This is a genomic window from Micromonospora trifolii (assembly GCF_022229005.1).
Lineage (GTDB): Bacteria > Actinomycetota > Actinomycetes > Mycobacteriales > Micromonosporaceae > Micromonospora > Micromonospora trifolii.
Window position 1 is genome coordinate 132672 of the sequence record NZ_JAKKFD010000044.1, and the last position, 25228, is coordinate 157899.

Sequence of the window (25228 nt, forward strand, 5' to 3'; positions counted from 1 at the left end):
AGAATCCAACATCGATTCAGCACGATCGTCCTCAACAGATGCCGCCCGCCCTGGGCTGGCACGGAATCGTCGGCGTCGAGACGGTGCCGCGAAGAGGGAGGACCGAGCCTTGTCTCTGCAGAGGAAGGCCGTCGCTGTAGGCGCCGCTCTGGGCATGACCGCAGCCACACTTGCCGTGGCTGCCCCGGCCAGCGCGGCGTCCAACTACATCTTCAACAGCAGCAAGATCGGCGTGGGGGTGATCCACGTTCGGGACGGCAACTACACGCGCGGAAACTACGACACGGTCCTCGCCGCAGGCCACCGTACGAGCGAGTTCTGGGCGAACGCCGCCGGCTACTACATCGGCCCCGGCTACTGCGGTTACGAATGGACCCTCACCGGCGGCAGCTGGCTCCTGACCGACGACAGCCTGGACCCGGGCCAGCACTACATTCCCACCACGCAAACCATCCAGGTGTCCGCCGCGCGTTGCTGACCGGCCGGTGACCACGGAGAGCGCTCGAACCGCGGTGGGGTGTACTTGAAGGCCCCACCGCGGTGGGCGCCGAACCGACCTGAAGACCAACCGCGTCAGCCAGGCCGGCTCAGCACACCGCTGCGCCTACAGGGCCGCCGTGGTCTTGCCCAGGAAACCGGCGAGTGTGCCGTAGTCGACGTCCTGCCCTTCCGTGATGTCGACGGTCTTGCGCTCACCGTTTCCCATCGACCGCAGGAATCCCTTGACCTCCGGGATGTCCGTCGCGTTGAAGACCATGAACGAGACCTTGGACTTGGCTACCGCGATGACGGCGGCGTAATGGCCGTTCTTCAAGTAGTGCGGCTTGCCGTACAGAAGCCGCTCCTCGACACCTGGAACCGTCTCGTCGATCATCGCACGCAGCTTCTCGCACACGTCGATCTGCCACGGCTGCGTCTTGTTGATGTACTGGGTGACGTCGTCGTTCACAATTGTCCCCTTCATGGTTCGGCAAAAGGCAGGTGCCTAGCGTGCGTGTGGTGGACGAGGGTGGAGTGCCTGCGCTCTCACCCTTCACCGCCTGGGACCCCGGGCTCCTGACCCCACCCGACGAGCTTCTCCCCGGCCGGAGCGTAGGTCAGCACGACCACTCCCGAGTCAAACGCCTGCGTGCCGACCAGTCGGAGGACCGCTGGCTCGTCCGAATCCTCGAAGAGCCGCACGCCACCGCCCATCACGACGGGGTAGGTGACCAGGCGCAGTTCGTCGACGAGCTCGTTGCGCAGCAACCACCTGACCAGTGAGACGCTGCCGTAGATCAGGATGTCGCCGTTCACCTCCGCCTTCAGCTTGGTGATCGTTTCGGCGACGTTGTCGCTGATGACTGTGGTGTTGTTCCACTCGCCCCGGTCCAGCGTCGTGGACACGACGTACTTGGGCATGCTGTTCATCTTGTCAGCGAAGCCCGCCTCGTCGGTCATGCTCGGCCAGGACGCGGCGAACCCTTCGTAGGTCACCCGGCCGAGCAGCAGCGCGTCGGCGGCGTGCAGTTGCGCCAGCCCGGTCCGCATGGAGTCCTCGCTCACGAACTGGAAGGTGAACCGCTGCGGGTCGTCGACGACCCCATCGGCGCTGGTAAAGATGGACAGAACGACACGTCCCATGATGTCTCCCACGTGGCCTCGGTGAACTCGGGTAGAGCCTGTTGCACCGGGGACGGGGCGGGCATCGGTGGCGACCACGCATTGCACCACTCACTGGACCACGCAGCATTGATCAGCGTCGGCCATGATGGGGCGATGGCCGCCCCGCATCCCGCCCGAGCGTCGAAGCGAGAAATCGAGGTGCTCGTCATGCTCGGCGCGCGCCAGTCGAACGCCGACATCGCCGGCAGGTTGCACATCTCCGTACGAACCGTGGAGAACCACGTCTCGTCGCTGCTGCGAAAGTACGGCGTCGCCGACCGGAGGGCGCTCGGCGAGCTCGCCGTACAGGTGCAGGCGGGGGCGCCGGTACCTGGGAGGCTGGCCGGTCTGCCACTGGCGCTCACCACCTTCGTCGGCAGGAGCGCCGAGCGTGCGCACCTGACGGAGACGCTGCGCGACGCCCGGCTCGTGACCCTCGTCGGAACCGGCGGGATGGGGAAGACTCGGCTTGCGGGCCAGATCGCCGAGGCGGCGGGACCATTCTTTCCCTCTGGCGGCGCCTTCGTGGACCTCACCGCGGCCCGTGACGGGTACGTCGCACAGGCAGTGGCCGCCGCGCTCGGCGTCAGCGAGCGACCCCAACAGTCACTAGAGGACGCCGTGGTTGAGCGGCTCGGGGAGAGCCGATCGCTGCTGGTGCTCGACAACTGCGAGCACGTGATCGACGCCGTGGCACCGTTCGCCGAGCGGGTGCTGGCCGACTGTCCAGGCACTCGCATCCTGGTCACCAGCCGGGAACGCCTCGGCATCCGAGGGGAACGTGCGGTGCTGCTGGGCCCGCTGCCGCTGGAGTCCGACGCCGAGCGACTCTTCATCGACCGCGCCACCACCGCGGATCCCAGGTTCGCGGCGGACCCTGCCGTGGTCGCCAAGCTCTGCGCGCGACTGGACGGCATGCCCCTGGCGATCGAGTTGGCGGCCGCGCGCAGTGCCAGCCTGGGCGAGACCGGGTTGCTGGCCGCGCTCGATGACCACCTGCGGCTGGTGGCCGGCGGCAGGGGCAGGAACGAGCGGCACCGCTCGCTGCGCGCGGTCATCGGCTGGAGCCACGACCTGCTCGATGACGAGGAACAGACACTGTTCAGACGGCTCGCCGTCTTCGCCGGCGCGTTCGACCTCGACGCCGTCGCCGCGGTGAGCTCCGCCGGGAGCCCTCGCGGCGCCATCGCCGACGTGCTCGGCAGGCTGGCGGACAAAAGCCTGGTCACTGTGCACCACCGAGGCGCCGCGGCGCTGTGGCGACTGTTGCAGACGGTGCGGGCGTTCGCCATCGAGCGGCTGGACGCGTCGGGAGAGCTGCCGGAGGTCCAGGCCCGGCACCTGCGCTGGGCGGCGAACGTCGCCACCGAGCTCGAGACAAAGCTGGACGGCGACGAGTGGTACGAGGAGTTCGACCGCCTCGCCGACGATCTGAGGGAGGCCCTCGCCGTCGCCCCCGAAGGCCCGGGTGAGCTGCCCCACCGACTGGCCCGGGCACTGGCACATCTCGCCTACACACGGCGGTTTCTGATGGAATCGCTCGGCCACTACCGGACCGCCGCCGAACGGGCACCCGCCCCGGGCGAAGCCGCAGCGGACCTGCACGCGGCCGCCGCCGTCGCCCATGCCATCGGCGACGACGGTCAGCGGCCCTTCGACCTGCTGATCGCCGCCGCGAACCTGGCCCAGTCGGCCGGAGATCGTGCCGCCACGGCCACCGCGCTGGCGCAGGCGGTCACCACTGCGAAGCGGCACCCGGCAGGGTTCGACGGCGAGATTCCGTACGAACGACTGCGTGAACTCCTCGACGCGGCGACGTCGGCGGCCGACGGGTCGAGCAACGCCGTGGTGGCAGCCCGCCTCGCCGAGGCAGCGGCCTGGGCCGCGACCTCCGACCGGCACCAGGCCGACCTGGCACTCCCCGAGGCGGCCGTGGCGGCCGCCCGGGCCACCGATGATCCGGTACTGATCAGCGCGGCTCTGGATGCGGTGGCCACCGCCGACCTCGTGGCCGGGCGGGCCGCGGACCTTCGCCGGATCATGGACGAACGGTTGGCTCTGCTGTCTGCGATGCCCCGGCACGAGCCGAGCGCCGCCCCGGAGATCATCGACACCTACCGGATGGCCCACCTGGCCGCCCTCGGCGTCGGCGACCTGCCGGGCGCTCTGTCGATCGGCCAGCGGACCATGGACGACGACCTCGTCGGCAGCTCCTATCATTCGGCCGCACTCCTGCTGACGCCGCTGGTGCTCAGCGGACGCTTCGACGAGGCACTGCGGATGGCGGGCACCGCATGGGAGGGCTGGCGGCGGGCCGGCCGGCCACGCACCGGCACGATGTCGCCGCCGATGGCCGCTGTCGCCCTCGTCCACGGGCTGCGCGGCGACGACGAGGGGTACGCGCTGTGGCGCTCCCGAGCAATCGACGTCATCGGCGAGCTACCCCCGCACCCCACGTTCTTGACGATGGTCGACGCGCGGCTCGCCCTTCACGCCGGCCGGCTGGAGGACGCCCTCGTGCTCGTTCGCCTGGCCTTCAACGGCACCCGCAGCTGGTCTCCGCCCTACGCACAGGCGGTTGGCGCCGAACTGGCCGTCGTCGCCGGGCTCTCGGACGCTCGGGACCTGCTGTCGGCCGCCGAGCGGCACGAGAGCGCGTGGGTCTCCGCCTGCACCGCCCGCGCCCGAGGCCGCCTTGACGGCGACACCACAGCTCTCACCGACGCCGTAGCGGGGTGGGAACGCATCGGTGCCCGGTTCGAACGAGCCTGCACGCTCCTGCTGTTGCCCGATCGTGTCGCCGAGGGCCAGCGAGACCTCGCCGCCCTGGGTGTCGGGGGCCCTGCTCACTGAAGGCGAGGCTGGCTCGCGACCCTCGACACTCCGGTTGGTGTTGTTCGCGAGGAACCAGATCCTGACCCCGGCGCACCGTCTACGCCGGCGGCCAACCCGCGAGGCACGACAAGAGCAAGGATGGCGACCGCCGTCGCCACCATCAGTGGCCGGTCTGCGCACGGACCTCTGCGACCGCGTCGGCAAGGGTTGCCACTCCGTCGGTGATGGAGCGTTCGGTGAGGGTGGCGTAGCCGAAGATCAGCCCACCCGGTCCGGCGGGGCTCAGTCGGTACCGGGAGACGCCTTGCACGACCAGTCCGCGCCGGGCGGCGGCGGCCACGACCGAGGCCTCGTCGAGGTCGTGCGGGAGCCAGGTCACGACGTGTTGGCCCGCCGCGACACCGACCGGTTCCAGTTCGGGCAGCCGTGCGCGCAGCGCGGCCAGGAGGGCGTCGCGACGACGGCGGTAGACCGGGCGCATGCGCCGTAGGTGACGGTCGAACTCGCCGCGGGTGAGGAAGTCGGCGAAGGTGAGTTGGTCGATGACCGGAGAGCCCCGGTCTGCCCGTAGCTTCGCCGCCGTGATGTCGTCGACCAGGCGTGGCGGCGCAAGCAGCCACCCGAGGCGCAGCCCTGGCGCCAGGGTCTTGCTCGCGGTGCCGCAGTAGACGACGGTGTCGGGCGCCAGCCCCTGCATGGCGCCGAGGGGCGAGCGGTCGTAGCGGTACTCCGCGTCGTAGTCGTCCTCGATCACCACGGCGCCGCGACGCTGCGCCCAGCCGATGACCCGGGCCCGCGCGGTGGCCGACAGGACGCCGCCGGTGGGCCACTGGTGCGAGGGCGTCAGCACGACGGCGTCCGCGTCGGCCTGTTCGAGCTCCTCGACGAGAATGCCGTCTGGGCCGACCGGAACCCCGATCACGTCCAGGCCGACGGCGGCCGCGACGAGGCGGGCGTCGTCGTCCGCGGACGGGTCCTCGACGGCCACCCTGCGGGCGCCGCGCGCCGCGAGCACCTGGAGCAGCAGCGCGACGCCTTGACCGTAGCCACTGCAGATCACGACGTTCTCCGGGCGGGCCGATGTGCCGCGGACCCGGCTGAGGTAGTCGATCAGGGCTGCGTGCAGTTCGGGTACGCCACGCCCGTCGAGGTAGGCGAAGCGTTCGTTCGGCGTGGTGGTGAGGACCGTTCGCACTGAGCGCAGCCAGGCGGCCCGGGGGAATGACGACACGTCGGTGCGGCCGTACCCGAAATCGATCCGGGCCGCCGGCCGGTCCCCGCCGCGCCGACCAGTCAACGGCGGAACCGGCTCGACCGCGACCTGGGTGTAACCGCCCGCCCGACTGGTGAGGTAGCCCTCGGCGACGAGTTGCTGGTAGGCCTCGACCACCACGCCGCGGGAGACTCCCAGATCGGCTGCGATGGTGCGGGTGGGCGGCAGGGACGTCCCCAGACGCCACCGGCCGGCCCGGATGCTGTCCCGGATCGAGGCGGCAATCTGCCGGTGCAGCGGTTCGGCAGCGGACCGGTCGACCTGGATGAGCAGGTCCTCCGCAGTGCTCGAATTGGTCCTGATTCGGCCCATGGAATCGGACCTTACCGGGTGTACCGATTTCCGTCAGGCTCCGAGGTATGACAACTACCAGTCCCCACTTCGACGGCCGCCTCCTCACCCCGGGTAGTCCGGGTTACGACGCGGCCCGCACCGTCTGGAACGCCATGATCGACCGGCGCCCGCGGATGATCGTCCAGGCCGCGAGCGTCACCGACGTGGCGGTCGCGGTGCGCCTGGCCCGCGAACTCGACCTGGAGATCGGGGTGCGCAGCGGCGGGCACAACGTGGCCGGCCTCGCCGTCCCCGCGGACGGCCTGATGATCGACCTGACCCCGTTGAACGGCGTTCGGGTCGACCCGGTCCGGCGACGCGCCCGGGTCCAGGGCGGCGCGCTGCTCGGCGCACTCGACCGGGCGTCGCAGCCGTACGGCCTCGCCACGACCGCGGGCAACGTCTCGCACACCGGCGTCGGCGGCCTGACCCTCGGCGGCGGCATGGGCTGGCTCGCCCGCCAACACGGGTTGGCCTGCGACAACGTCATCTCCTACACGATGGTCACCGCGGACGGGCAGGTGGTGACCGCGAGCCGAAGCGAGAACCCCGACCTCCACTGGGGCCTGCGCGGCGGGGGCGGCAACTTCGGCATCGTCACCGACTTCGAATTCCACCTGCACCACACCGGGACGCAGACCCTGGTCGCCGAGTTCGACTTCCGCGCCGAGGACGCCGTACCGGTGCTCGAAGGCTGGCGGGACCTCAACGCCGTCGCGCCGCGGCAGGCGACCTTCACCGCCGATGTCCAGAGCACGGCCAGGGGCCCTGTCGCCACAGTCGGCTTCGTATGGGTCGGCGAGCCGGCGCAGGGTCACCGGTTGCTGCCGGCGATGCGCGCGCTCGGGCGCCCGGTCGCTGAACGGGTCACCACCCCGTCATACCTGGAACTGCAGCAACGCGACGACACCGTCGGCGGCCACGCTTACCGCCGGTACTCCAGCGCGCACTACCTACGGCGGTTCCCCACCGCCGCGATCGAGGCGTTCCTGCTGCGCGGCGCGTCGGACCTGCACACCGGCGCTCACCTGGCCAACGTCGGCCTGCAGGCGCACGGCGGCGCCATCGCCGACGTCGCGGACGCCGACGCGGCGTTCAGCTACCGCGGCACCATGTTCGAGTTCGGCGCCGGCTCCCGCTGGACCGAGCCATCCGAAGACGACGTGCGGATGGCGGCGGCTCGCAGTGCGGGAGCTGCGCTCGACCCGTACGCCGACGGTGTCTACGTCAACTCGCTCGCCGCCGACGAGGGGCAACACGGGGTACGCCGCGCATACCCGGCCGCCAAGCTCGCCAGGCTCACCGCACTCAAGACGATCTGGGACCCGCACAACGTGTTCCACCTCAACCACAACATCCGACCCCACAGTCAGTAGTCGCAGCGATCCCGGTCGGCACTGGCGTCCGGAGGCCCGATCGTGTGTCAGGGTTCGCGGTGGAATTCTTCGCGTACCCGATCAGATCCGTCATCGGCGCACCCGATAGCGCAGGTGAAGCACCCGGCTGCCCTGAATCACCACGTCCGGGTCCTCCAGCAGGTGTTGCGCGTGGACCGATCCGAAGTAGCGCTTGCCGGACCCGAACACGACGGGTACGACGTCCATGCGCACCTCGTCGACCAGGCCCGCGGCAAGCACCTGGCCACCGACGTCGCCAGCGGCGACCTCCACGATGCGGTCACCCGCGAGCTCCTGCGCCTTGGCCACGGCTGCCTCGACGCCGTCGACGAAGTGAAACGGCGCCTCGCTGTCCCACCCCTCGGGCTGCGGCCGGTGCGTCACGACGACCGCGTGGTCGACCCCGCCCGGAGGCTTCCCGTCCCAGCCGTCCGTCATGTCGAAGACGTGGCGGCCGGCGATCGTGACGCCGATCTGGTCCCAGTAGGCCCGGGTGTAGTCGTAGGACGTCTGCGACACCGTCAACTCGCCGCTCTCGTCCAACGGCACGTCCCCGCTGAGCAACCAGTCGAACAGCGGTCCGGGTTGGTCATTCTCGTCCGCGATGAAGCCGTCCACCGACACCGAGCCGTACATGACCACCTTGCCCACGGGGCTCTCCTCTGCTTGGGGGAGCCCCCAAATTAGCGTGTCGGGTGCTGTCGCTCTTGTACGAAATCAATCGGCCGGCAGCGGCCAACTGTCCAGCACGTGGCCGGGATGTTCGCGCAGGAACCGCCGGCGGACTTCGAGGTACCGGGTTGGCGTGAGCCCGGTGAACGCCCGGAACTCGTGGCCGAAGTGGGCCTGGTCGAAGTAGCCTGCGCCAGCGGCGAGGTCGCCCCAGTCGATCGGTCCGGCGGGGTCGATCGAGAGCACGGTGGCCGCGAAGCGGTAGGTGCGAGCCAGCCGCTTCGGCGTGACGCCGATGAGCTCCTTGAACCGCTGTGCCAGGTGAGTGCTGCTGACACCGGCTGAAGCCCTCAAGTCGCCGATCGCGAGCGCTCCGCTGGTCGCCGCGATGACGCTGCCCGCATGGCGGACCAGGCCCAGACCCGCGGTCTCGCGCAGCCGTCGCGTCAGCTCCTCCTCGAGCAGCGTCAGCATCTCGTACGGCCCGGCCGCCGTCGCCAGCCGGTCCCGCAGCTCAGCGATCGCGGGCCGACCCCAAACCTGCTCCACCGTCACCGGCCGGTCACACAGCTCCGCCGCGGGCATCGGCAGGAACGGCGCCAGCCCCCACGGCTTGAAGTGCACGCCGACGGACCGGGTCCAGAGTGGGTAGCCGAACTCCCACGCGCGGGTGGGCATGGTGACCACGCAGCCGTCGGCGTACTCGGCCGCCTCGATGTCGGTGCCGGCGCGGATGCGGAACGGCGCACCGAGGTTGACGATGAGCAACGCCGACGGCGGCGGCAGCGTCAACCGGGCGTACGGCGGCGCACCCTCCAGGTAGTAGAGGTCGTCGATCAGCCCGTCCAGCGGCGGTCGCGGCACTCTGGACACGTACTCCACGGCCACAGTATCGCCGGCTCCACGACCGGGATGGTCCAGCCACGCTGCTCCGCCCGCACCGGGGAATTGAGCCGCACTCCTGTCGTCCCGGCAGACATGGTCAAGCTCAGGGCAGCGCGGTGACGAGTGCTGCTGGCGGAGTGCGGAGTTGGGTGTCCTTGCTGGGTGGTGTGCCGAACATGCGGCGGTATTCACGGCTGAACTGGGAGGGACTGTCGTAGCCGACGCTGAGGCCAACACCGGTGATGTCGGAGGGGCGGCTGGCGAGCAGGAGCCGGGCTTCTTGCAGACGGATGCGTTTCTGGAACTGGATGGGGCTCATCCCTGTGACGGTCTGGAAGTTGCGGTGGAACGCGGAAACGCTCATGCCGGCGATTTCCGCCAGGTCCTCCACGCGGAAGGCGGTGGCGTAGTTCTGCCGGATCTGACGCACGGCACGGTTGATATGGGCCAGTCCGCTGTCGGCGAGACCGAGCTGGCGGACGGCGACTCCCTGCTCGCCGCGAAGGAGATGCCAGAGGATCTCTCGCTTGACCATGGGAGCGAGGATCTTGCGGTCCGCAGGCTGCTCCAGCAGCCGCAGCAGCCGCACGATGGCGTCCAGCAGTGACGGCGAGGCCGTGGAGACGGCAATGCCGGGTGATGCGGCGCGTGGGGTGGCCGGCAGGTCTCGAGGGTCGGCTTCCAGGAGGAGCTCGGCAAGGGCTGAGGGAGCGAGAGTCATGCCGAAGCCGAGGGTGGGCTGCCCGGTGTCCAGGACATGGCCGGTGACGGGGAGGTCGGCGGAGGCGATCAGGTATTCGCCGGGCCCATACTCGTAGAGGCGCTCGCCCAGGGCGAGGCGTTTGCCGCCCTGGGCGATGACTGCGAGCACCGTCCCGGACATCCCGGCCGCCGAAGCATTCGGATGGTTGAACTTGCATACCCGGATGCCCTCGATCGCCGTGCTCATGTCGGGCCGCGCGTGCCGGTTGAGGAGCTCACGCATTTCGTCCAGGGCAGACATGGATTAATTCTTGCACAAACCTCCACGCGGGGCCGCTGGCCCAGCAGGATTGGGCACACATTCAGAGGTTCTGACCTCCGGAGACTTCGATGTCCTGCGCGGTGATCCACCGGCCTTCCTCGGACACCAACATGGCGATGACCATGCCGATGTCGTCGGGCTCACCGACGCGGCCGAGAGTGAAGGTCTTCGCCAGTTCCGGAATGATCTCCGGGTTCTTGCTGAACGCGTCGTCGGCGAAGCGGGTGACGGTGGCTCCCGGCGCGACCGAGTTCACGCGGATGCCGCGGGGACCGAACTCCTTGGCCATGTAGCGGGTGAGCACCGCCACGGCGCCCTTGAGAGCCGCGTAGACGGAGTATCCCGGTGCGGTCACCTGGGGCAGCGTGGAGTTGCTGGTCAGGTTGACGATGGCCCCGTTGTCGGCGAGGAGCGGCAGCAGGGACTGGGTGAGGAAGAAGGGCCCCTTGAACAGGCCGTCCGTGAGCCGGTCGAATTCCTCCTCTCGGGTGTCCTCGATCATCGCCATGCCGGCGAATCCGGCGTTGTTGACCAGGTGGTCGAAGGAGTCCCGCTGGAAGGTCTCGCGCAGCACCTGGGCAACGGCCTCCCGGAAGATGGTGAATCCCGACGTATCGCCGAGATCCAGGTGCAGCGCCACGGCAGTGCCACCCTGCTGCTCGATCCGCGCGACGGTGTCCTTGGCGCCCTGTTCGTTGGAGCTGTAGGTCAGGATGACGCCGGTTCCGCGCCGGGCGATCTGCAGGGCGGCGCTCTGGCCGATGCCGGAACTCGCACCGGTGACGACGGCTACCTTCATGGTGTGCCTCCTAGGGCGTGAGGATTCGTCGGAATCCGTGGGGAATGTGTCCCTTCCAGGAGACCGCTGCGCCGGGCCCGCGAAAAGAACGATCCTCTTCGCCTCTTGCCCAATCCTCTTGGGCAGACGGGGCATGGGCCGTGTCCGCCGCGCCCCCGCCGCTGCGCGCCCGCGCAGGGGTGCGTTGGCCCTTGCGTGGCTGCCTGGCTCGTCGCCGTGCTGCGCCTGCGCGTGCGCAGGATCGTGCAAGGATCCGCCAGGATGCCCCTAGCAGCCCTCCCAACGCGACGGTTGACTTGCACCAAAAGCCACTTCCGCCAGTTACGAGTGAGGCAGCCGACCATGACCGACATCGCGGACAGAAGCCACGACGTGGGCGCGGTCAGGCGCGCTCTGGCCATCGGCCCGGGCTCGCCGCGCGAGGCACGCACCATCGACATCACCACTCTGGGCCGGCGTACCGGCCGCCCGAGGCGCATCGAGATCTGGTTCCACCATGTCGACGGCCGCTGGTACCTCAGCGGAATGCCAGTGCCCCGAAGCTGGCACGCCAACCTGTCGGCGCACCCGCACTTCATCTTCCACCTCAAGAACGGCGTCCGGGCGGACCTGCCGGCCACCGCAGTGCCGGTCAAGGATCCCTCGGTGCGCCATCGCGTACTGTCCGCGGTCGTCGCCCTGCAGGACGACCCCGGTTTGCGCATTCGCGTCACCCAACGCCAGCGCCTGGAGGACTGGCTCAAGCACAGCCCGCTGATCGAGATCGTCTTCGACGACGAACGGCTGCGCCCTCCGCTGAGCTGACCACCTGGGCCGGCTCTGGCAGAGCCGGCGCGCCCGACGGCAGACCCAGGCAGATCAAGCAGGGTGAATCGGTGATTCCGCCCTGCGGATAGCTTCGCGACCGATACATTGCCGGCGTGGACACACCGCTGAGGGAACCCACCTTCCTGATCCTGACCGCGCTGGCCGGCGAGCCGCTGCACGGCTACGCCATCATCGGCGAGGTCACCACCCTCTCCCAAGGCCGGCTGTCACTGCGCCCGGGCACCCTCTACGGCGCGCTGGACCGCCTCGTCGACGCCGGCATGGTCGAGGTCCACCGGGTGGAGGTCGTGGACGGCCGGCTGCGCCGCTACTACCGCCTCTCCCCCGCCGGCGACACCACGCTCAGCGAGGAAACCGACCGACTGCGCCGCAACGTCGAAGCCGCCACGGCCCGACTCCGCGACCGCTCCCGCTCCCCTCGGGCTGTGCCCCGGACTGTCGGTGGGGTGGCATGAGGGACCTCGAACGCCGCTATCGACGGCTACTCCACGCGTACCCCCTGGGCTACCGACGGGCCCGCGGCGCAGAAATCGTCGGGACGTACCTCGACCTGGCCGAACCTGGTCGCCGCTGGCCGTCACCGGCCGACGCCATTGACGTCGTGACCGGAGGCGTCCGCGAGCGGCTGCGGGCCGCCGGCGCGGCCGACCTCATCCCCGGGGTACGCCTCGCCGCCACCCTCGCGTTCACCACCGCGACCGCCCTCGCCGGCATCTGGACGGCAGCCGAGACCACCGCCGGCCAGGTGCCCTGGGTGGTGCCGACCTTCGGACCATTCGCCACCACCGGGATCATCGTCTGGACAGTCTGGCTGCTGGCCGCCGTCGTCCGCTGCCTTGCTCCAATCCGGTGGACTCGGATGACCATCGGCTTGGCGCTGCTGCTAAGTGCCGCCGCGCTGCCGGTCGGCGCCCTGGCCGGCCTACCGCGACCGCCGTTGTTCGTCCTGGTGCCCCAGGCCACGCTCGGCCTTCTGGCACTGGCCATGCCCGCCGACCCGCCACGGTGGCACCGGCTCGTGCCGCTGGTTGTCGCCCCGCTGGCAACATTGGCCGCAGCTCACGGGATGGTCGAGCGAAATACCCCCTACCGGTCCGGCGAGTGGGGCAACTTCCTGCCCAGGGCCGGCGTCGCGCTGCTGCTGACCGCCATGCTCACCGCCGCGATCCTCGCCCTGCGCCACGACACCCGAGGACTGTGGGCCCTGTTGACACTGCTCCCCCCGATCGGGCTGCTCGGCCTCTACCCGTTGAGCGAGATCACCGCCGACCTCGTCGGCGCCAGCTACCCCGACTTCCAGGTCGCCACCGCAACCGCCGGCATAGTCGTCATCCTCAGCGCGGTGACGTTGACAGCGGCGGTCGCCGCCCGCCGCGGAGCGCGACCAGCCAGGGCAGGCACCGTCACCGCCGCGCCGACGGCGGGAGCCTGTCCCACCTGCGGACGGTGACAGCAGCAGGCGCGTACCGTCGGACATCTTCCGACCTGCGGCGCACACGGTCGGGATGGCAGACGGGGCGGCAGCACGAAAGGGTCACCTGATGGCAACCGGGGACGAGGCGCCGGATTCGCGTCGAGGCAGCGGTGGGTTCCTGCGCTGGGTCGAGTTGACCGATGACGACACGGACGAGTCCGGCTATCCGTTCACGCTGCCCGTCGTCGCCGGCCTACGGGCAGCCGGCCGGTTGGATCTGGACCCAGCGGTGACGTTCCTGGCCGGAGACAACGGCACCGGCAAGTCGACCCTGATCGAGGCGATCGCGGTAGCGGCCGGCTTCAACCCCGAGGGCGGATCCACCAACTTCCGATTCAGCACGAGGGCCACCGAATCGTCTCTCGGCGAACACCTCCGACTGGTACGCGGCACCAGGAAACCGCGCACCGGCTTCTTCCTGCGGGCCGAGTCGTTCTACAACGTGGCCACCGAGATCGACCGCCTTGGTGTCAGCGACGGCTACGGCGGCACCAGCCTGCACGAACGATCCCACGGTGAGTCGTTCCTCGACCTGGCCACCCACCGGTTCAAGCCCCAAGGCCTCTACCTGCTCGACGAGCCCGAAGCCGCCCTGTCCGTGCACGGCTGCCTGGCGCTGCTCACCCACATCCACGACCTCACTCAGGCCGGCGCACAGTTCGTCATCGCCACCCACTCCCCCATCCTGCTGGCCTCCCCCCACGCCCGGATCCTGCAGATCGAAACCGACGGCACCATCGGCCACGTCGACTACAACGACGCACAGCCGGTACTGCTGACCCGATCCTTCCTGGCCAACCCGCAGCGTTACCTGCACCACCTCTTTCACGGCGACAACTGACCCCGGCTCAGCGGCCGCCCAGCACCAGGCGGCGGGACGTGGACTCAACAGGTGATTTCCCGTGGGTCGCGTTCGGCCACCACGTTCGACAGGGTGACCAGACCGGTGGATCCGCGATCGTCGGGGACCGCCACTGCGTCATCTCCGGCCGGCCCGCCGGCAGCACCGGCGCGAGAAGCTCGAAGAGCCGGTTCGCCTGCTCCGGCCCGTACTCGTCCCAGGTTTCCGTCGCCAGGAGCCACCAGCCACCCGCAGCGAGCGGCTCCACATCAACGAACGTCCCGGACGCGCGGAGGCGATCAGCACCGCCGACCCGCTCGGCCATCTCGTCGCTGAGCACGGTCAGCCAACCATAGTTGCGCAGCACCTCACCGGGACGCTCACGGTAGTCAGCCGAGGATTGGCTGAGCGCCGCCTCCAGCGGCGTATCCGTCAGCGAACCCTGCGCCGCGACGGCAACCGCCACCGGAGCCATGCACCGTGCCAGGTGGGGACACTGGCGGATCAAGGTCACCCGTCGGCAGCGCGCGCACAGCAGCGCCGAACGCACCGTGCAGTCGTTGCGGGCACAGCTCGAACCAGCGCCGCATCGCCCGGACCACACGCTCCCGCTCCGGGCCCACCGGCACCGTCAACATCGCCGTGCAACGCTCTCGTCGCCCACCGGCCATGCCGCTCCCGTCCTCCCGCCGCCCGTCAGCGGGCAGGCCCGAAGTCCGCCGCAGCCGACGGCGCCCCTGCCGGAGCGCGGCAGCAGAGCCGCACCCCGGCAGGGACGCCAATCGGGACTCACATCACGACGACAGGTGTCGAGAGCCTCCGAGGCACCCCGCGGCTCCAGATCAGCAACCGAGCCGCTTACTCGAAAGGGCGATGTCGTCAATCCAGAGGTCGAACTCGCCCGGCGTCGTGCCGCCCTGGTAGAGCTGCCAGCCAATCTTCACGGTGTCGACCGTCGGCAGGACGAAGGGAACATCGTTGCCACCGTGGTCGCTCGTGGACGCGGTCAGCTCCGGATTCGCCACGCCATTGATCCACACGGAGACCCGGTTGTCCGCCGCGTCCATCTTCCACTCGAAGCACTGCCAGGTGTCCTCAGCGACCGGGGCGGACTCCCGCCAGTTGGTCCAGTCGCCGGTCGGACCGCCGTCGGCACCGACCCCCCAGAAGGTTCCGGGGACCGTGGGCGCGTACTGGCCACCGACCGGACGGACGACCTCCGCACTGCCGGTGCCGGTCGCTTCCACCAGCGTGAAGTGCGCCCAGTCCGGGGCAGTGGGGAAGGCATCGACGCGCAGACGCATCCGGCCGTAGAAACGGTTGCCCGGCGCGGCGAAGTCGTCGACGCGCAGGAAGGCCCGTCCGTTGTCAACAGTGTGGACGTGCAGCACCTGGTTGCCACGGCGGGCACGTTCGACAGTGAGCGTGCCGTGGCGGGTGTCGACGCCCCAGTTCAACGTGCTGGGCCCCCCGGGAGGCAGTCGCTCGAAGTCCTCGCAGAAAAGCAGGCCACGGGGGCACGAGGGCGGGGAGGCCCCCGACGCACCGGCCGGAGCGCTGCCGGCTGTGGCGCCCAGGATCAGGGCGGCGCTGAACACCGCGAGAAAACTGCGCATTGTCATCCTCCAAGACGGCTGGCTCCCCACCACAGGGGCCGGGCCAGCAGGAACGTTCGGGCCATGCGACGCTGAGATGCTTCCGCGCACGACCGCATCAGCCGTATCCATCGATGCTCGTCACTATATGCGAAGAGGTTGGCTTCGGTCGGCCCGCAGCCGGCCGACAGTCGAGTCCGACCTGACGTTGCCCGGGTGCAACCACGAGCAGCGGCGCGACTCGCTGCACCGACTCCCTGCACAGGTCCAATCGAACCGACGCGATCGACAAGAGTCTTCGGCGTTGACTCAGAGCCAGGAAAGCGCAACGCTGTGGAAGCGCTCCCATCGTCGAGCTCCTATTCGAAAGGAATGCTCGTGCGACCCACAACAGCTCTACTCCCGGTCGTGCTCGCCACGGCCCTCGGCGGTCTGGCCCTGCCGGAACCCGCCCTGGCCGCGGCCGGCCCGGCACTGGCCGTGGACACCACCGCAGCCCGGCACCAGATCAGCCCGTACATCTACGGCATGAACTTCGCCGACGAGGCCCTCGCCCGCGACCTGCGGCTGCCGGTGCACCGCTACGGCGGCAACGCCACCACCCGCTACAACTTCCGAGCCGACACCACCAACCGCGCGGCGGACTGGTACTTCGAGAACATCCCCAACGACAACCCCAGCCCCGATGACCTCCCGGAGGGCTCGGAGACCGACCGGTTCGTGCAGCAGAACAAGGCCACCGGCGCCGCCACTGTCATGACAATGCCGATGCTCGGCTGGATCGCCAAGGACCGGTCGCGGGCGTGCGGCTTCAGCGTCGCCAAGTACGGCCCCCAGCAGTCCACCGACCCCTGGGCACCGGACTGCGGCAACGGCACGAAGCCGGACGGATCACCGGTCACCGGCAACGATCCGGAGGACACCAGCGTCGCCGTCGGTCCGGAGTACGCCACCGACTTCGTCAACCACCTCAAGGGGCAGTTCGGCGGCGCCGCCGACGGCGGGGTCCAGTTCTACAACCTGGACAACGAGCCGGACCTGTGGCACTCCACCCACCGCGACGTCCGCCCGACCGGACTGGGCTACGACGAGCTCCGCGACCGCACCTACGAGTACGCCGCCGCGATCAAGGCCGCCGACCCCGGCGCGAAGACACTCGGTCCCGTCGGCTGGGGCCTGAACTCGATCCTCTACTCGGGCCTCGACCAGGACACCTGCTCGCGCACCGGCTGCTGGTCGAACCCACCGGACAAGGCCGCGCACGGCGGCCAGGACCTCGGCCCGTGGTACCTGGACCGGATGCGCGAGTACGAGCAGCAGCACGGCACACGCATCCTCGACTACTTCGACGTACACCTCTACCCACAGCAGTCCGGCGTGTTGGGCGACGCGGCCGGCGACGCCGACACCCAGGCGCTACGACTGCGCTCGACCCGCCAACTCTGGGACCCGACCTACGTGGACGAGAGCTGGATCAACAGTCCGGTCCGGTACATCCCGCGCCTGCGCGAGCTGGTCGACCAGCACTACCCGGGCACGAAGATCGCGATGACCGAGTACAACTGGGGCGCCCACGGGTCGCTCAACGGCGCGCTCGCCCAGGCTGACGTACTCGGCATCTTCGGCCGCGAAGGACTCGACCTGGCCACCCTCTGGACCGCACCCACGGCCGAGCAGCCAGTGGCCAACGCGTTCCGCGTCTACCGCAACTACGACGGCAAAGGCGGCGCGTTCGGCGAAACCTCCGTCCAGGCAACCAGCGCCGACCAGGGCAAGCTGGCCGTGTACGCCGCCGAACGGAACGCCGACAAGGCACTCACAGTGGTCGTCGTCAACAAGACCGGCGACGACCTGACCAGCCCTGTCGCCCTCACCGGCGCCTCCGCCAGCACCGCCCAGGTCTACCGTTACAGCGAGGCGAACCTCACCGGCGTCGTCCGAGAGGCCGACCAGCCGGTCACCGCCAGCGGCCTCACAGCCACCTTCCCGGCCAACTCGATCACCCACCTGGTGCTGCCGCGCGACACCACACCAGGCGACACCCAGGCACCGACCACCCCGGGCAAGCCCACCGCCGGCACGATCACCGGCGACAGCGTCGCGCTGACCTGGACGCCGTCCACCGACGACACCGCCGTCACCGGCTACGACGTGCACCGGGTCGACACCACCGGCACCGTGAAGGTGGGCAGCGCCACCGGCACCACGTACACCGTCACCGGGCTGACGCCGGACACCCCGTACACCTTCGTGGTCACCGCCCGCGACGCGGCGGGCAACGTCTCGGCGGCCTCACCTGGCCTGACCGTGCGGACCGCGCCCACCGCCCCGACCGTCGGCTGCACTGTCGGCTACACGGCGAACAGTTGGCCGGGCGGCTTCACCGCGACCGTGACGATCAAGAACACCGGCACCACCGCGATCGACGGCTGGAAACTCGGCTTCGACTTCCCCACCACCGGCCAGAAGGTCGGCCAGGGCTGGTCGGCCACCTGGAAACAGACCGGAACGAAGGTCACCGCAGACAGCATGAGCTGGAATGGCAAACTCGCCCCCGGCGCATCCACCAGCACCGGCTTCAACGGCACGTGGAGCGGCACCAACCCGTCGCCAACCGCCTTCAACCTCAACGGTCAACGCTGCGGATGACCTGAGAGACACCACTCCCCTACGGACAGGGCGGAGGGGTCCGGGGCGCAGCAGCGCCCCGGACCCCTCGCTCTCGAGCGACGGCCCGGGCCAATCCCGCGACAGGAGAACAACCGTGAGTACGCCGACTCATGCTCGGCCGAGTTGAGCCATCCACGCTGAACCGCATGACGTCTGAAGCGGTCGGCGCAGGTCGACGGGGTGTCCCGATCGTTGGCCTCCTGGCCCTGCTCTGGCTCTGCGGACTGATCGCGGCCGCCATGTGGTGGCTAGGCGTCGGCCTGAAGCAGTGGAGCGTCAGCTACGGCGACCAACCCGGCGAGTTCGAGGACCTCAAACGTCAGGCGAGCGTTGCCCTACTGGTCGCCGCGGTGGTGGCGGGCGCCGGGCCGGTCCTCATCGCGCTCGTCGCGTACCAACTGCGACAGGTACGCACCGCAGTCGTCTTCCTGGTGCTGGCCGCCGTGATCGCCGTGCCCGCCGTACCGTTCGCTGTCCTCGCCGGCCGGGACCTGAATCCGGCGCCGGCAGCGACGACGCCCGGCCCGCCGGGGCACTGCGTGGAACACAGCGGCGGCGACACCCGCTGCCCGGGCGGCTGACCGAACCGCTCGGCCTCCACAGTAAATGGCATGCATTCGAGATCGTGACCGGAATCGAACCGGCGTGCGCGGCTTTGCAGACCGCTCCCTGACCACTCGGGCACACGACCAGGCAGAAACGCCCGCGGAGGGAATCGAACCCCCGACACCCAGCTCCGGAAGCTGCTCTGTCCCCTGAGCTACGCGGGCATGCGTGGGAGTGGAGAGATTCGAACTCCCTGAGCGCGAACGCACCGGGGCTACAACCCGGCCCACCTCACCATCGGTGGCGCACTCCCTTGGGGTGACTGGAGGGTGCTGACCCCTCGTCCTCCGGTGCCACAAACCGGCGCTCTACCGCTGAGCTACAGCCACAACTACGGCCCGAAGGCCAGTGCCCGTGCCTGGACTCGAACCAGGGCGACCCGGTGTGTGGGACCGGCGCTCTGCCGCTGAGCTACACGGGCGTTACCAGGGTCGATCACTGCCAGCTCTCCCGGAAGGATTCGAACCTTCACCTGTACGCATTAACAGTGCGCTGCCCTACCGATTGGGCGACGGGAGAATGAGTAGAGCCGACGGGGTTCGAACCCGCACACACCGGATTGAAAGCCCGGGGACCTGGCCATTTAGTCGACGGCTCCATGCGTGCCCCGAGAGGGTGTCGAACCCCCGACCTCCGTCGCGTCAGGACGGCGCTCTCCCGCTGAGCTACCAGGGCGCGAGTTAGGGGGCTGGTCGCGGAGTGTATGCCGCGCTTACGCCTGGCACTCCCTGTGCCAGGGCCAACCCGAACGGACAGGACCGTTGGGAGCGGGACCGGGATTCGAACCCGGACCCGCGTTGAGGTCCATCCTGGACTCATAAGTAGGATGAACTTATGAGCCCGTTGAAGGACCCGGAAGCGCGGCGCGCGTACCACCGCGATTACATGCGCAAGCGCCACGCCAGCAATCCAGAGGCGCGTCAGAAGCAGCTCGACCGGGTTCGGCGCAACGACGCGCGATACAAGCTTGAAAAGCACGCCTGGGTGGACGCGTACCTGGCGGAGCATCCGTGCGTCGACTGCGGCGAGGCGGACCCTGACGTTCTCGACTTCGACCACGTACGTGGGGAGAAGAACGCGAACGTCTCGGACCTGCTCTGGGAGAAGTCCTCACTCAAGCGGCTTCAGGCCGAAGTCGCCCTTTGCGAGGTCCGCTGCGCGAACTGCCATCGCCGGATCACCCGCCGGAGGCAGCGCGAGTTGGTGACGAGGTTGGTGGCGGGATCGGGAGTTGAACCCGAGACCTCTGGGTTATGAGCCCAGCGCGCTTCCATGACTGCGCCATCCCGCAAGTGGGCCGCCGGGGACTCGAACCCCGAACCTACTGATTAAAAGTCAGCAGCTCTACGCCATTGAGCTAGCGGCCCGTGTGGTGCCCCGAGCTGGAATCGAACCAGCGACACGCAGTTTAGGAAACTGCTGCTCTATCCCCTGAGCTATCGGGGCGAAGTGCGCCGGGAGGGAATCGAACCCCCGTCTTCGGATTAAGAGTCCGTAGCTAAGCCACTCAGCTACCGGCGCATGGCGGTGAGGGCCGGGATCGAACCGACACGGGCTTTCACCCCAACTGTTTTCGAGACAGCGGCCGTCGCCTGCCCTCGGCTGGCCTCACCATGCGTCGGGTAGACAGGATTTGAACCTGCGGCCTCTCGCTCCCGAAGCGAGCGCGCTACCAAACTGCGCCACAACCCGTTGAGTCGGGACGGCCGGATTCGAACCGACGGCCCTCCGGCCCCCAGCCGGATGCGCTACCAAACTGCGCCACGTCCCGAAAGAGCCCTCGGCGCGAATCGAACGTGCGACACCGAGATCCGTAATCTCGTGCTCTATCCACTGAGCTACGGGGGCAGGACTTGCTGCGTGCCGACGCCCGGGATTTGAACCGGGGGCCCCCGACTTATCAGGTCGGTGCTCTAACCAGGCTGAGCTACGACGGCTTGGCGAAGGGTGAGAGATTCGAACTCCCGGCGGTGTGACCCGCTCCGCGCTAGCAACGCGGCGCCATCGACCAGACTCGGCCAACCCTTCATGCGCGCTGACGACGGGACTCGAACCCGCGATCCCCTCGCTGACAACGAGGTGCCTTAGCCGCTTGGCCACGCCAGCATGGTCCCGGCCGAGGCCGAGGGAGTGGAGACGAGGGGAGTCGAACCCCTGACCTTCTGAGTGCGAAACAGATGCCCTACCACCTGGGCCACGTCCCCAAGATGTTGCTGCGTGCGCTCGGGGAGAGTCGAACTCCCATGCCTTTCGGCACACGGGCCTGAGCCGTGCGTGTCTACCAAGTTCCACCACGAGCGCGTGATGTGCGTGCCGACGGCGGGAGTCGAGCCCGCGGCCTTCCCGTTATGAGCGGGACGCTCTGACCACCTGAGCTACGTCGGCGAGAGAGCCACCGGTCGGTCTCGAACCGACTGCCTTCCGCTTACGAGACGGACGCTCTACCAGGTGAGCTACGGCGGCAAGGTGTGGAGCCGGCGGCCGGGATCGAACCGGCGCGCGTCGCCTTACAAGGGCGGTGCTCTGGCCTCTGAGCTACGCCGGCTTGGTGCCCTCGGTGCGATTCGAACGCACACTGTGCGGTCCCTCGAACCGCTGCCTCCTGCCGTTGGGCTACGAGGGCATCGAGCTGGGAGCGGAGGATTCGAACCTCCAACCTTCCGATCCAGAATCGGACGTGCTGCCAGATTGCACCAGCTCCCATCGCGCCCGGCGGGGTGATGGCCCGCCGGCCGGTGTCAGCGCTGCGCCAGCGATCCCCACGCGGGCACGACCGGGTTGATGCGGAGCACCATGCCGGCCTCGGCCGGGGTCCGGTCGCCCTTCGCCTGGTTGCAGGGCGCGCCCGCGCTGACGGTGTTCCGCCAGGTGTTCTGCCCGCCCCGGGAGCGGGGCAGGATGTGGTCGACCGTCGCGGCCCGACCCGAGCAGTAGCCGCACTTCCGGTTGTCGCGGGCCAGGACGCCACCCTTGGACCAGGCGGGGCCCTTGGTGTACCGCCACCGGGTGACGACGTACCGGACGAGCCGCACGACCCGGGGCATCGGGAACACGCCGAGGTGGCGGTCCGGTTCGGCTTCGTGGATCTCGGCGACCCGGCGGCACAGCATCCGGATCGCGTGGGCGACCGTGACCCGGTGGAGGGGCCCGAGGTCGGCGTTGATGACGAGTACCGCGTCCACCGGAACCCTCCCTTTATGATCATTGCAAGCGAATCGATGGTGTCGTTGGCATGACACGTTGTCGGGCCAACAGGACTTGGCATTGACAGATGACCTGTCAATCTCGCGATATCGCTATGTCCCTTTCCCAGAGACATGGAGCGGCTACCGGGACTCGAACCCGGGACCTCGACGTTGGCAACGTCGCGCTCTACCAGCTGAGCTACAACCGCGTGGAGCCACCGGCGCGAATTGAACGCGCGGCCTTCCCCGTACCAGGGGGACGCTCTCCCAATCTGAGCTACGGCGGCATGGGGTGCCTCTCCCACTGGGCGGGAACGTACCTCTCACCCCGAAGGCGATTCAGTCCCGCTGGTGCCGGGTCGGCCGGCCGTACGGTTTCACTGTGGTCAAAGCGAGGCGTTGGGTGTGCCGAGAGCGGGACTCGAACCCGCAACGACGAAGGTTTGAGCTTCGCGCCTCGTGCCGGTTGGGCTACCTCGGCGTGGCTCCGGGTGCAGGAATCGAACCTGCGTCCTCTCGATCCAAAGTCGAGGCGCCCAGCCAGCAGGGCAACCCGGACCGATGTTGTGCCGGGGCAGGTACTCGGGGGCGGTGACCCTCTGCGCTGACTCGGGGAGCTGCCCCGCGCCGGCCGTTGACCAGGCTGCGCAACCTGGCCTCTGGTTTCGCGGCGTCCGCCGCCCCTGTTTCCCTGCCCCGTCGAGCGGTACCGGGGACTCGAACCCCGCACGTCCTGCTTGGAAGGCAGGGGCTCTACCAGATGAGCTAGTACCGCGAGATCGTGCGTAGGCCATGTCGGGCTCGAACCGACGATCTCCTGGCTGAGAACCAGGTGAGCTTTGCCGACAGCTCCAATGGCCCATGGAGCCGGCAGGGGGCCGTGAGCCTCACCCGGGAGGGTTCCCCTGCCGACGTGCCCTCTCCCCTGACTCGAACGGAGTCCTCGGGGACTTCACTCCCGTGGGCTACCGGTTACGGCAGGAGGGCTTGAATGCGTGGAGAAGAAGGATTCGAACCCTCGACCTCCGGTCTGCCCCGTGGTCCGGGACCGGGGTGTCGAACCCCGTGTCTCTCGCTCCCAAAGCGAGCGGGTCAGCCGTCTCCCTCGTCCCGGAGGTGGTGCCCCCGGCCGGCCCATGCAGGCGCCGGCCGGGGTCTTGCTCATACCATCCACTGTGAAGTTGAGAATTTGCGACGCCGCCGGCCGCAGCCGGGACGAAAAGCAGGGGCGGCAGGACTCGAACCTGCGACCTTCGGTTTTGGAGACCGGTGCTCTACCAGTTGAGCTACGCCCCTATGAAGTTGTTCCAGTAACGAGAAAGCCGCCCTATCCCTGTCGGGGTGGGCGGCTTCGCAGCTTGCGCTGGCGCTATTCGCGCCGCCACCCCGACTTCCAGTTCAACTCACTCGCGCACAGATCTTGGGCTCGCCCAATCGGGAGCAGCACGACACCGCCGCGCGGCATGAACCGCGTGGTTTCGGTGTAGGCGTACTGCGACACGGGGAACTCCTTGGGTTGGTCGGAACGGCCTTGCTCATTCAAGGTAGGCGTTGTGCCGTTCGGATGGCAACGGATATTCCGAGCCACCTTCATGTGACTCGCCGCCAGCCATAGCGGGTGTTCGGGTCACTCCTGGGGCGCGATCAGCCGGTCGTCTGTGGCGTCGTGGACCGTGATTGCCTCCACCGGGCACGAGTCGGCGGCGTCGAGGATGACCTCGGCCGGGGCGACGACGTGGGCCAGCGGCGCGGACAGGCCGTCGACCAGGCGGAAGTGCTCGGGCGCGGTACCGGCGCAGATGCTCGTGCCGATGCAGCGACGCGTGTCCACCCCGATCCGCCAGGCGGTGCTCACCAGGCGACCGGCATGCCGAGCAGGCCCCGCACCAGCATGCCCCGCTTCCACTGCAGATCGGCTTCGGGTACGGCGAGCCGCAATCCGGGCAGACGGGTCACGAGGGTGGCGACGGCGACCTGCAACTCCATGCGGGCCAGCTGCGCGCCGACGCAGTGGTGGACGCCGTGCCCGAAGCCCAGGTGCGGGTTCTGCTCGCGGTCGAGATCCAGCCGGTCCGGGTCGGCGAAGACGGTACCGTCCCGGTTCGCCGATGACAGTGAGCCGAGAACCGGCTCACCTGCCCGGATCAGCACGCCGCCGACCTCGACGTCCTCCTTGGCGTAGCGGGCGAAGGAGGAGCCGACGCCGAGCGGCACGTAGCGCAACAGTTCCTCGATCGCGGCCGGCACCAGCGACAGGTCGGCTTGCAGCCGCGCGAGCTGGTCGGGGTTGTGCAGTAGGACGTAGATGAAGTTGGGGATCTGGGTCACAGTGGTCTCGTGGCCGGCCGCGAGCAGCCCTCCGGCCAGCTCCACCAGCTCGGTTTCGCTGAGTCGATCCTGATTCTCGTCGCGGGCCCGCACCAACGCGCCGAGCAGGTCGTCGATCCCCGGCTCGCGGCGGCGCTCGGCGACCAGATCACCGATGTAGCCCCAGAGATTGTTCAGGTACTCCTGGACCGTTTCCACGGGTAGAGAGGTGGTCGAGACGATCGCCTCGGACCAGATGTGGAAGCGGTCACGGTCGGCGTACGGGACCCCGAGCAGTTCGCAGATCACCTGGATGGGCAGCGGCGTGGCGACGTGCTCCACCAGGTCGGCCGGAGGACCGAGCTCGACCATGTTGTCGACAAGTGCGTTGGCGATCTCCTGGGTCCGGGGTCGCAGCGCCTCTACCCGACGTGCCGTGAACGCCTTCGCCACCAGCCGGCGCAGCCGAGTGTGATCGGGCGGGTCCAGGGTCAGCATGCCGCTGTACTGCTGGCGCGGGGTGAGTCTGGGCTCGTCGCGCTGAACGGCGGGGGCGCGGCCGAACCGCACGTCGCCGAGGACGGTACGGACGTCTTCGTAGCGGGTGGCGAGCCACGCCTCCTCGCCGTAGGGGAGTTTGACCCGGGTCATCGGTTCGTTCTCGCGCAGCTCGCCGTAGGTCGGATCGACGACGAGGCGGTCGGGCACGCTGAACGGGTACGGCCGCGCGGGCGGGACGGTTCGGCTCTCGGTGGTCTGCGCGCTCTCCGTCATCCGGATTCCCTTCGTCGAGGGGGCGTGATCCTCAGGGCGGCACCACGTTCGTGGCGGTGCCGGATTGCCAGCGTCCAGGGCTTGCG

The 25228-nt window shown here is 69.0% G+C and carries 21 protein-coding genes and 34 tRNA genes; 9 read left to right on the forward strand and 46 right to left on the reverse strand.

From position 1 onward, the window contains the following. The first annotated feature begins 154 nt into the window (after window positions 1-154). Window positions 155-478, forward strand: a complete 324-nt coding sequence (locus tag NIE79_RS25170; RefSeq protein WP_238680929.1) for a hypothetical protein — start codon at window positions 155-157, stop codon at window positions 476-478. 126 nt (window positions 479-604) lie between these two features. On the opposite strand, the gene NIE79_RS25175 is transcribed toward NIE79_RS25170, so the two are convergent. Together NIE79_RS25175 and NIE79_RS25180 are read right to left on the reverse strand one after the other, a co-directional pair. Next, a complete protein-coding gene (locus tag NIE79_RS25175; protein ID WP_238680930.1) occupies window positions 605-949 on the reverse strand; it encodes a DUF1801 domain-containing protein in 345 nt (114 codons plus the stop codon). A 77-nt stretch (window positions 950-1026) separates the two neighbouring features. Then, complete coding sequence (locus NIE79_RS25180) at window positions 1027-1623, reverse strand: dihydrofolate reductase family protein (RefSeq protein WP_238680931.1); 597 nt, start codon at window positions 1621-1623, stop codon at window positions 1027-1029. Between the two features lie 135 nt (window positions 1624-1758). On the opposite strand from NIE79_RS25180, the gene NIE79_RS25185 reads away from it, so the two are divergent. Then, the gene (locus NIE79_RS25185; protein ID WP_238680932.1) at window positions 1759-4497 is read left to right on the forward strand and encodes an ATP-binding protein; all 2739 of its coding nucleotides are present in this window, start codon (window positions 1759-1761) and stop codon (window positions 4495-4497) included. Window positions 4498-4639: 142 nt separating this feature from the next. Here the strand turns inward: NIE79_RS25185 and pdxR are convergent, their stop codons facing one another. Continuing rightward, window positions 4640-6064, reverse strand: a complete 1425-nt coding sequence (gene pdxR, locus NIE79_RS25190; RefSeq protein ID WP_238680933.1) for a MocR-like pyridoxine biosynthesis transcription factor PdxR — start codon at window positions 6062-6064, stop codon at window positions 4640-4642. A 47-nt stretch (window positions 6065-6111) separates the two neighbouring features. Between pdxR and NIE79_RS25195 the strand changes: the two genes are divergently transcribed. After that, window positions 6112-7461: an FAD-binding oxidoreductase gene (locus NIE79_RS25195; protein ID WP_238680934.1), complete on the forward strand. Its 1350-nt coding sequence runs from the start codon at window positions 6112-6114 to the stop codon at window positions 7459-7461. A gap of 90 nt (window positions 7462-7551) precedes the next feature. On the opposite strand, the gene NIE79_RS25200 is transcribed toward NIE79_RS25195, so the two are convergent. From NIE79_RS25200 to NIE79_RS25215, 4 genes are all read right to left on the reverse strand, one after another. Continuing rightward, on the reverse strand, window positions 7552-8133 hold the full coding sequence (locus tag NIE79_RS25200; protein ID WP_238680935.1) for a dihydrofolate reductase family protein: 582 nt from the start codon (window positions 8131-8133) through the stop codon (window positions 7552-7554). 66 nt (window positions 8134-8199) lie between these two features. Beyond that, window positions 8200-9036, reverse strand: coding sequence for a helix-turn-helix domain-containing protein (locus NIE79_RS25205; protein ID WP_238680936.1), 837 nt, complete (start codon window positions 9034-9036; stop codon window positions 8200-8202). Window positions 9037-9142: 106 nt separating this feature from the next. After that, on the reverse strand, window positions 9143-10042 hold the full coding sequence (locus NIE79_RS25210; protein WP_238680937.1) for an AraC family transcriptional regulator: 900 nt from the start codon (window positions 10040-10042) through the stop codon (window positions 9143-9145). Between the two features lie 61 nt (window positions 10043-10103). Further along, a complete protein-coding gene (locus NIE79_RS25215) occupies window positions 10104-10862 on the reverse strand; it encodes an SDR family NAD(P)-dependent oxidoreductase (protein WP_238680938.1) in 759 nt (252 codons plus the stop codon). Between the two features lie 342 nt (window positions 10863-11204). On the opposite strand from NIE79_RS25215, the gene NIE79_RS25220 reads away from it, so the two are divergent. From NIE79_RS25220 to NIE79_RS25235, 4 genes are all read left to right on the forward strand, one after another. Then, a complete protein-coding gene (locus NIE79_RS25220; RefSeq protein WP_238680939.1) occupies window positions 11205-11666 on the forward strand; it encodes a nitroreductase/quinone reductase family protein in 462 nt (153 codons plus the stop codon). Window positions 11667-11782: 116 nt separating this feature from the next. Further along, on the forward strand, window positions 11783-12145 hold the full coding sequence (locus tag NIE79_RS25225) for a PadR family transcriptional regulator (protein WP_238680940.1): 363 nt from the start codon (window positions 11783-11785) through the stop codon (window positions 12143-12145). Next, window positions 12142-13140: a hypothetical protein gene (locus NIE79_RS25230; protein ID WP_238680941.1), complete on the forward strand. Its 999-nt coding sequence runs from the start codon at window positions 12142-12144 to the stop codon at window positions 13138-13140. Before NIE79_RS25225 ends, NIE79_RS25230 begins: the two co-directional genes overlap by 4 nt. A 91-nt stretch (window positions 13141-13231) precedes the next feature. Continuing rightward, on the forward strand, window positions 13232-14005 hold the full coding sequence (locus NIE79_RS25235) for an AAA family ATPase (RefSeq protein WP_238680942.1): 774 nt from the start codon (window positions 13232-13234) through the stop codon (window positions 14003-14005). Between the two features lie 7 nt (window positions 14006-14012). Here the strand turns inward: NIE79_RS25235 and NIE79_RS25240 are convergent, their stop codons facing one another. Together NIE79_RS25240 and NIE79_RS25245 are read right to left on the reverse strand one after the other, a co-directional pair. Then, window positions 14013-14555 (reverse strand): hypothetical protein, encoded by a 543-nt coding sequence (locus tag NIE79_RS25240; protein ID WP_238680943.1) that lies wholly within the window; start codon window positions 14553-14555, stop codon window positions 14013-14015. A gap of 292 nt (window positions 14556-14847) precedes the next feature. Next, window positions 14848-15621, reverse strand: a complete 774-nt coding sequence (locus NIE79_RS25245) for a hypothetical protein (protein WP_238680944.1) — start codon at window positions 15619-15621, stop codon at window positions 14848-14850. Between the two features lie 351 nt (window positions 15622-15972). On the opposite strand from NIE79_RS25245, the gene NIE79_RS25250 reads away from it, so the two are divergent. Both NIE79_RS25250 and NIE79_RS25255 read left to right on the forward strand, forming a co-directional pair. Continuing rightward, window positions 15973-18249 carry a glycoside hydrolase family 44 protein gene (locus NIE79_RS25250; protein WP_238680945.1) on the forward strand — a complete coding sequence of 759 codons (2277 nt, stop codon included), beginning with the start codon at window positions 15973-15975 and terminating at the stop codon, window positions 18247-18249. A gap of 167 nt (window positions 18250-18416) precedes the next feature. Beyond that, window positions 18417-18851, forward strand: a complete 435-nt coding sequence (locus NIE79_RS25255) for a hypothetical protein (protein WP_238680946.1) — start codon at window positions 18417-18419, stop codon at window positions 18849-18851. A 39-nt stretch (window positions 18852-18890) separates the two neighbouring features. Here NIE79_RS25255 and NIE79_RS25260 read toward each other — a convergent pair. From NIE79_RS25260 to NIE79_RS25440, 37 genes are all read right to left on the reverse strand, one after another. Then, window positions 18891-18961: transfer RNA gene (locus NIE79_RS25260), tRNA-Cys, on the reverse strand. 9 nt (window positions 18962-18970) lie between these two features. Beyond that, window positions 18971-19040: transfer RNA gene (locus NIE79_RS25265), tRNA-Arg, on the reverse strand. A gap of 5 nt (window positions 19041-19045) precedes the next feature. Next, window positions 19046-19129 (reverse strand) — tRNA-Tyr (locus tag NIE79_RS25270). 1 nt (window position 19130) lies between these two features. Continuing rightward, window positions 19131-19205: transfer RNA gene (locus NIE79_RS25275), tRNA-His, on the reverse strand. Window positions 19206-19225: 20 nt separating this feature from the next. Further along, window positions 19226-19297, reverse strand: a tRNA-Val gene (locus NIE79_RS25280). 24 nt (window positions 19298-19321) lie between these two features. Further along, window positions 19322-19395: transfer RNA gene (locus NIE79_RS25285), tRNA-Asn, on the reverse strand. A gap of 5 nt (window positions 19396-19400) precedes the next feature. Next, window positions 19401-19474 (reverse strand) — tRNA-Glu (locus tag NIE79_RS25290). A 5-nt stretch (window positions 19475-19479) separates the two neighbouring features. Beyond that, window positions 19480-19551 (reverse strand) — tRNA-Val (locus NIE79_RS25295). A gap of 538 nt (window positions 19552-20089) precedes the next feature. Next, window positions 20090-20167: transfer RNA gene (locus tag NIE79_RS25300), tRNA-Met, on the reverse strand. A 2-nt stretch (window positions 20168-20169) separates the two neighbouring features. After that, window positions 20170-20243: transfer RNA gene (locus NIE79_RS25305), tRNA-Lys, on the reverse strand. Between the two features lie 3 nt (window positions 20244-20246). Beyond that, window positions 20247-20322: transfer RNA gene (locus tag NIE79_RS25310), tRNA-Arg, on the reverse strand. Between the two features lie 4 nt (window positions 20323-20326). Next, a tRNA-Lys gene (locus tag NIE79_RS25315) sits at window positions 20327-20397 on the reverse strand. A gap of 1 nt (window position 20398) precedes the next feature. Then, window positions 20399-20489, reverse strand: a tRNA-Ser gene (locus NIE79_RS25320). Between the two features lie 5 nt (window positions 20490-20494). After that, window positions 20495-20568, reverse strand: a tRNA-Pro gene (locus tag NIE79_RS25325). 5 nt (window positions 20569-20573) lie between these two features. Continuing rightward, window positions 20574-20647, reverse strand: a tRNA-Pro gene (locus NIE79_RS25330). A gap of 4 nt (window positions 20648-20651) precedes the next feature. Continuing rightward, a tRNA-Arg gene (locus NIE79_RS25335) sits at window positions 20652-20724 on the reverse strand. Window positions 20725-20737: 13 nt separating this feature from the next. Continuing rightward, window positions 20738-20813, reverse strand: a tRNA-Ile gene (locus tag NIE79_RS25340). A gap of 1 nt (window position 20814) precedes the next feature. Further along, window positions 20815-20904, reverse strand: a tRNA-Ser gene (locus tag NIE79_RS25345). Window positions 20905-20909: 5 nt separating this feature from the next. Next, window positions 20910-20982 (reverse strand) — tRNA-Asp (locus tag NIE79_RS25350). Between the two features lie 25 nt (window positions 20983-21007). Continuing rightward, window positions 21008-21080: transfer RNA gene (locus NIE79_RS25355), tRNA-Ala, on the reverse strand. Between the two features lie 14 nt (window positions 21081-21094). After that, window positions 21095-21177 (reverse strand) — tRNA-Leu (locus NIE79_RS25360). A 10-nt stretch (window positions 21178-21187) separates the two neighbouring features. Further along, window positions 21188-21261 (reverse strand) — tRNA-Met (locus tag NIE79_RS25365). A gap of 5 nt (window positions 21262-21266) precedes the next feature. After that, window positions 21267-21339: transfer RNA gene (locus NIE79_RS25370), tRNA-Thr, on the reverse strand. A 6-nt stretch (window positions 21340-21345) separates the two neighbouring features. Then, window positions 21346-21421, reverse strand: a tRNA-Thr gene (locus tag NIE79_RS25375). Between the two features lies 1 nt (window position 21422). Further along, a tRNA-Leu gene (locus tag NIE79_RS25380) sits at window positions 21423-21499 on the reverse strand. 6 nt (window positions 21500-21505) lie between these two features. Then, a tRNA-Gln gene (locus NIE79_RS25385) sits at window positions 21506-21579 on the reverse strand. 35 nt (window positions 21580-21614) lie between these two features. Next, window positions 21615-22058 carry an HNH endonuclease gene (locus tag NIE79_RS25390; RefSeq protein WP_238680947.1) on the reverse strand — a complete coding sequence of 148 codons (444 nt, stop codon included), beginning with the start codon at window positions 22056-22058 and terminating at the stop codon, window positions 21615-21617. Between the two features lie 136 nt (window positions 22059-22194). Beyond that, a tRNA-Gly gene (locus tag NIE79_RS25395) sits at window positions 22195-22270 on the reverse strand. Window position 22271: 1 nt separating this feature from the next. Then, window positions 22272-22348, reverse strand: a tRNA-Thr gene (locus NIE79_RS25400). A gap of 119 nt (window positions 22349-22467) precedes the next feature. Next, window positions 22468-22542, reverse strand: a tRNA-Leu gene (locus NIE79_RS25405). A 1-nt stretch (window position 22543) separates the two neighbouring features. Next, window positions 22544-22619: transfer RNA gene (locus NIE79_RS25410), tRNA-Gln, on the reverse strand. Between the two features lie 144 nt (window positions 22620-22763). Further along, window positions 22764-22836 (reverse strand) — tRNA-Gly (locus NIE79_RS25415). Window positions 22837-22847: 11 nt separating this feature from the next. Beyond that, window positions 22848-22922: transfer RNA gene (locus NIE79_RS25420), tRNA-Glu, on the reverse strand. A gap of 177 nt (window positions 22923-23099) precedes the next feature. Beyond that, window positions 23100-23175 (reverse strand) — tRNA-Pro (locus tag NIE79_RS25425). Window positions 23176-23284: 109 nt separating this feature from the next. Beyond that, a tRNA-Trp gene (locus NIE79_RS25430) sits at window positions 23285-23357 on the reverse strand. A gap of 331 nt (window positions 23358-23688) precedes the next feature. Next, entirely contained in the window at window positions 23689-23916 is a 228-nt protein-coding gene (locus NIE79_RS25435) for a ferredoxin (protein ID WP_238680948.1), read from the reverse strand. Then, a complete protein-coding gene (locus NIE79_RS25440; protein WP_238680949.1) occupies window positions 23913-25142 on the reverse strand; it encodes a cytochrome P450 in 1230 nt (409 codons plus the stop codon). The genes NIE79_RS25435 and NIE79_RS25440 overlap by 4 nt, the downstream gene beginning before the upstream one ends. Between the last annotated feature and the right edge of the window lie 86 nt (window positions 25143-25228).

Excerpts from the sequence above, each read along its gene's own strand:
- NIE79_RS25250 (WP_238680945.1), top strand. The coding sequence starts at position 15,973 with ATGCTCGTGCGACCCACAACAGCTCTACTCCCGGTCGTGCTCGCCACG.
- NIE79_RS25230 (WP_238680941.1), top strand. The coding sequence starts at position 12,142 with ATGAGGGACCTCGAACGCCGCTATCGACGGCTACTCCACGCGTACCCC.
- NIE79_RS25170 (WP_238680929.1), top strand. The coding sequence starts at position 155 with ATGACCGCAGCCACACTTGCCGTGGCTGCCCCGGCCAGCGCGGCGTCC.
- NIE79_RS25195 (WP_238680934.1), top strand. The coding sequence starts at position 6,112 with ATGACAACTACCAGTCCCCACTTCGACGGCCGCCTCCTCACCCCGGGT.
- NIE79_RS25210 (WP_238680937.1), bottom strand. The coding sequence starts at position 10,042 with ATGTCTGCCCTGGACGAAATGCGTGAGCTCCTCAACCGGCACGCGCGG.
- NIE79_RS25220 (WP_238680939.1), top strand. The coding sequence starts at position 11,205 with ATGACCGACATCGCGGACAGAAGCCACGACGTGGGCGCGGTCAGGCGC.
- NIE79_RS25235 (WP_238680942.1), top strand. The coding sequence starts at position 13,232 with ATGGCAACCGGGGACGAGGCGCCGGATTCGCGTCGAGGCAGCGGTGGG.
- NIE79_RS25215 (WP_238680938.1), bottom strand. The coding sequence starts at position 10,862 with ATGAAGGTAGCCGTCGTCACCGGTGCGAGTTCCGGCATCGGCCAGAGC.
- NIE79_RS25180 (WP_238680931.1), bottom strand. The coding sequence starts at position 1,623 with ATGGGACGTGTCGTTCTGTCCATCTTTACCAGCGCCGATGGGGTCGTC.
- NIE79_RS25245 (WP_238680944.1), bottom strand. The coding sequence starts at position 15,621 with ATGCGCAGTTTTCTCGCGGTGTTCAGCGCCGCCCTGATCCTGGGCGCC.
- NIE79_RS25255 (WP_238680946.1), top strand. The coding sequence starts at position 18,417 with ATGACGTCTGAAGCGGTCGGCGCAGGTCGACGGGGTGTCCCGATCGTT.
- pdxR (WP_238680933.1), bottom strand. The coding sequence starts at position 6,064 with ATGGGCCGAATCAGGACCAATTCGAGCACTGCGGAGGACCTGCTCATC.
- NIE79_RS25440 (WP_238680949.1), bottom strand. The coding sequence starts at position 25,142 with ATGACGGAGAGCGCGCAGACCACCGAGAGCCGAACCGTCCCGCCCGCG.
- NIE79_RS25185 (WP_238680932.1), top strand. The coding sequence starts at position 1,759 with ATGGCCGCCCCGCATCCCGCCCGAGCGTCGAAGCGAGAAATCGAGGTG.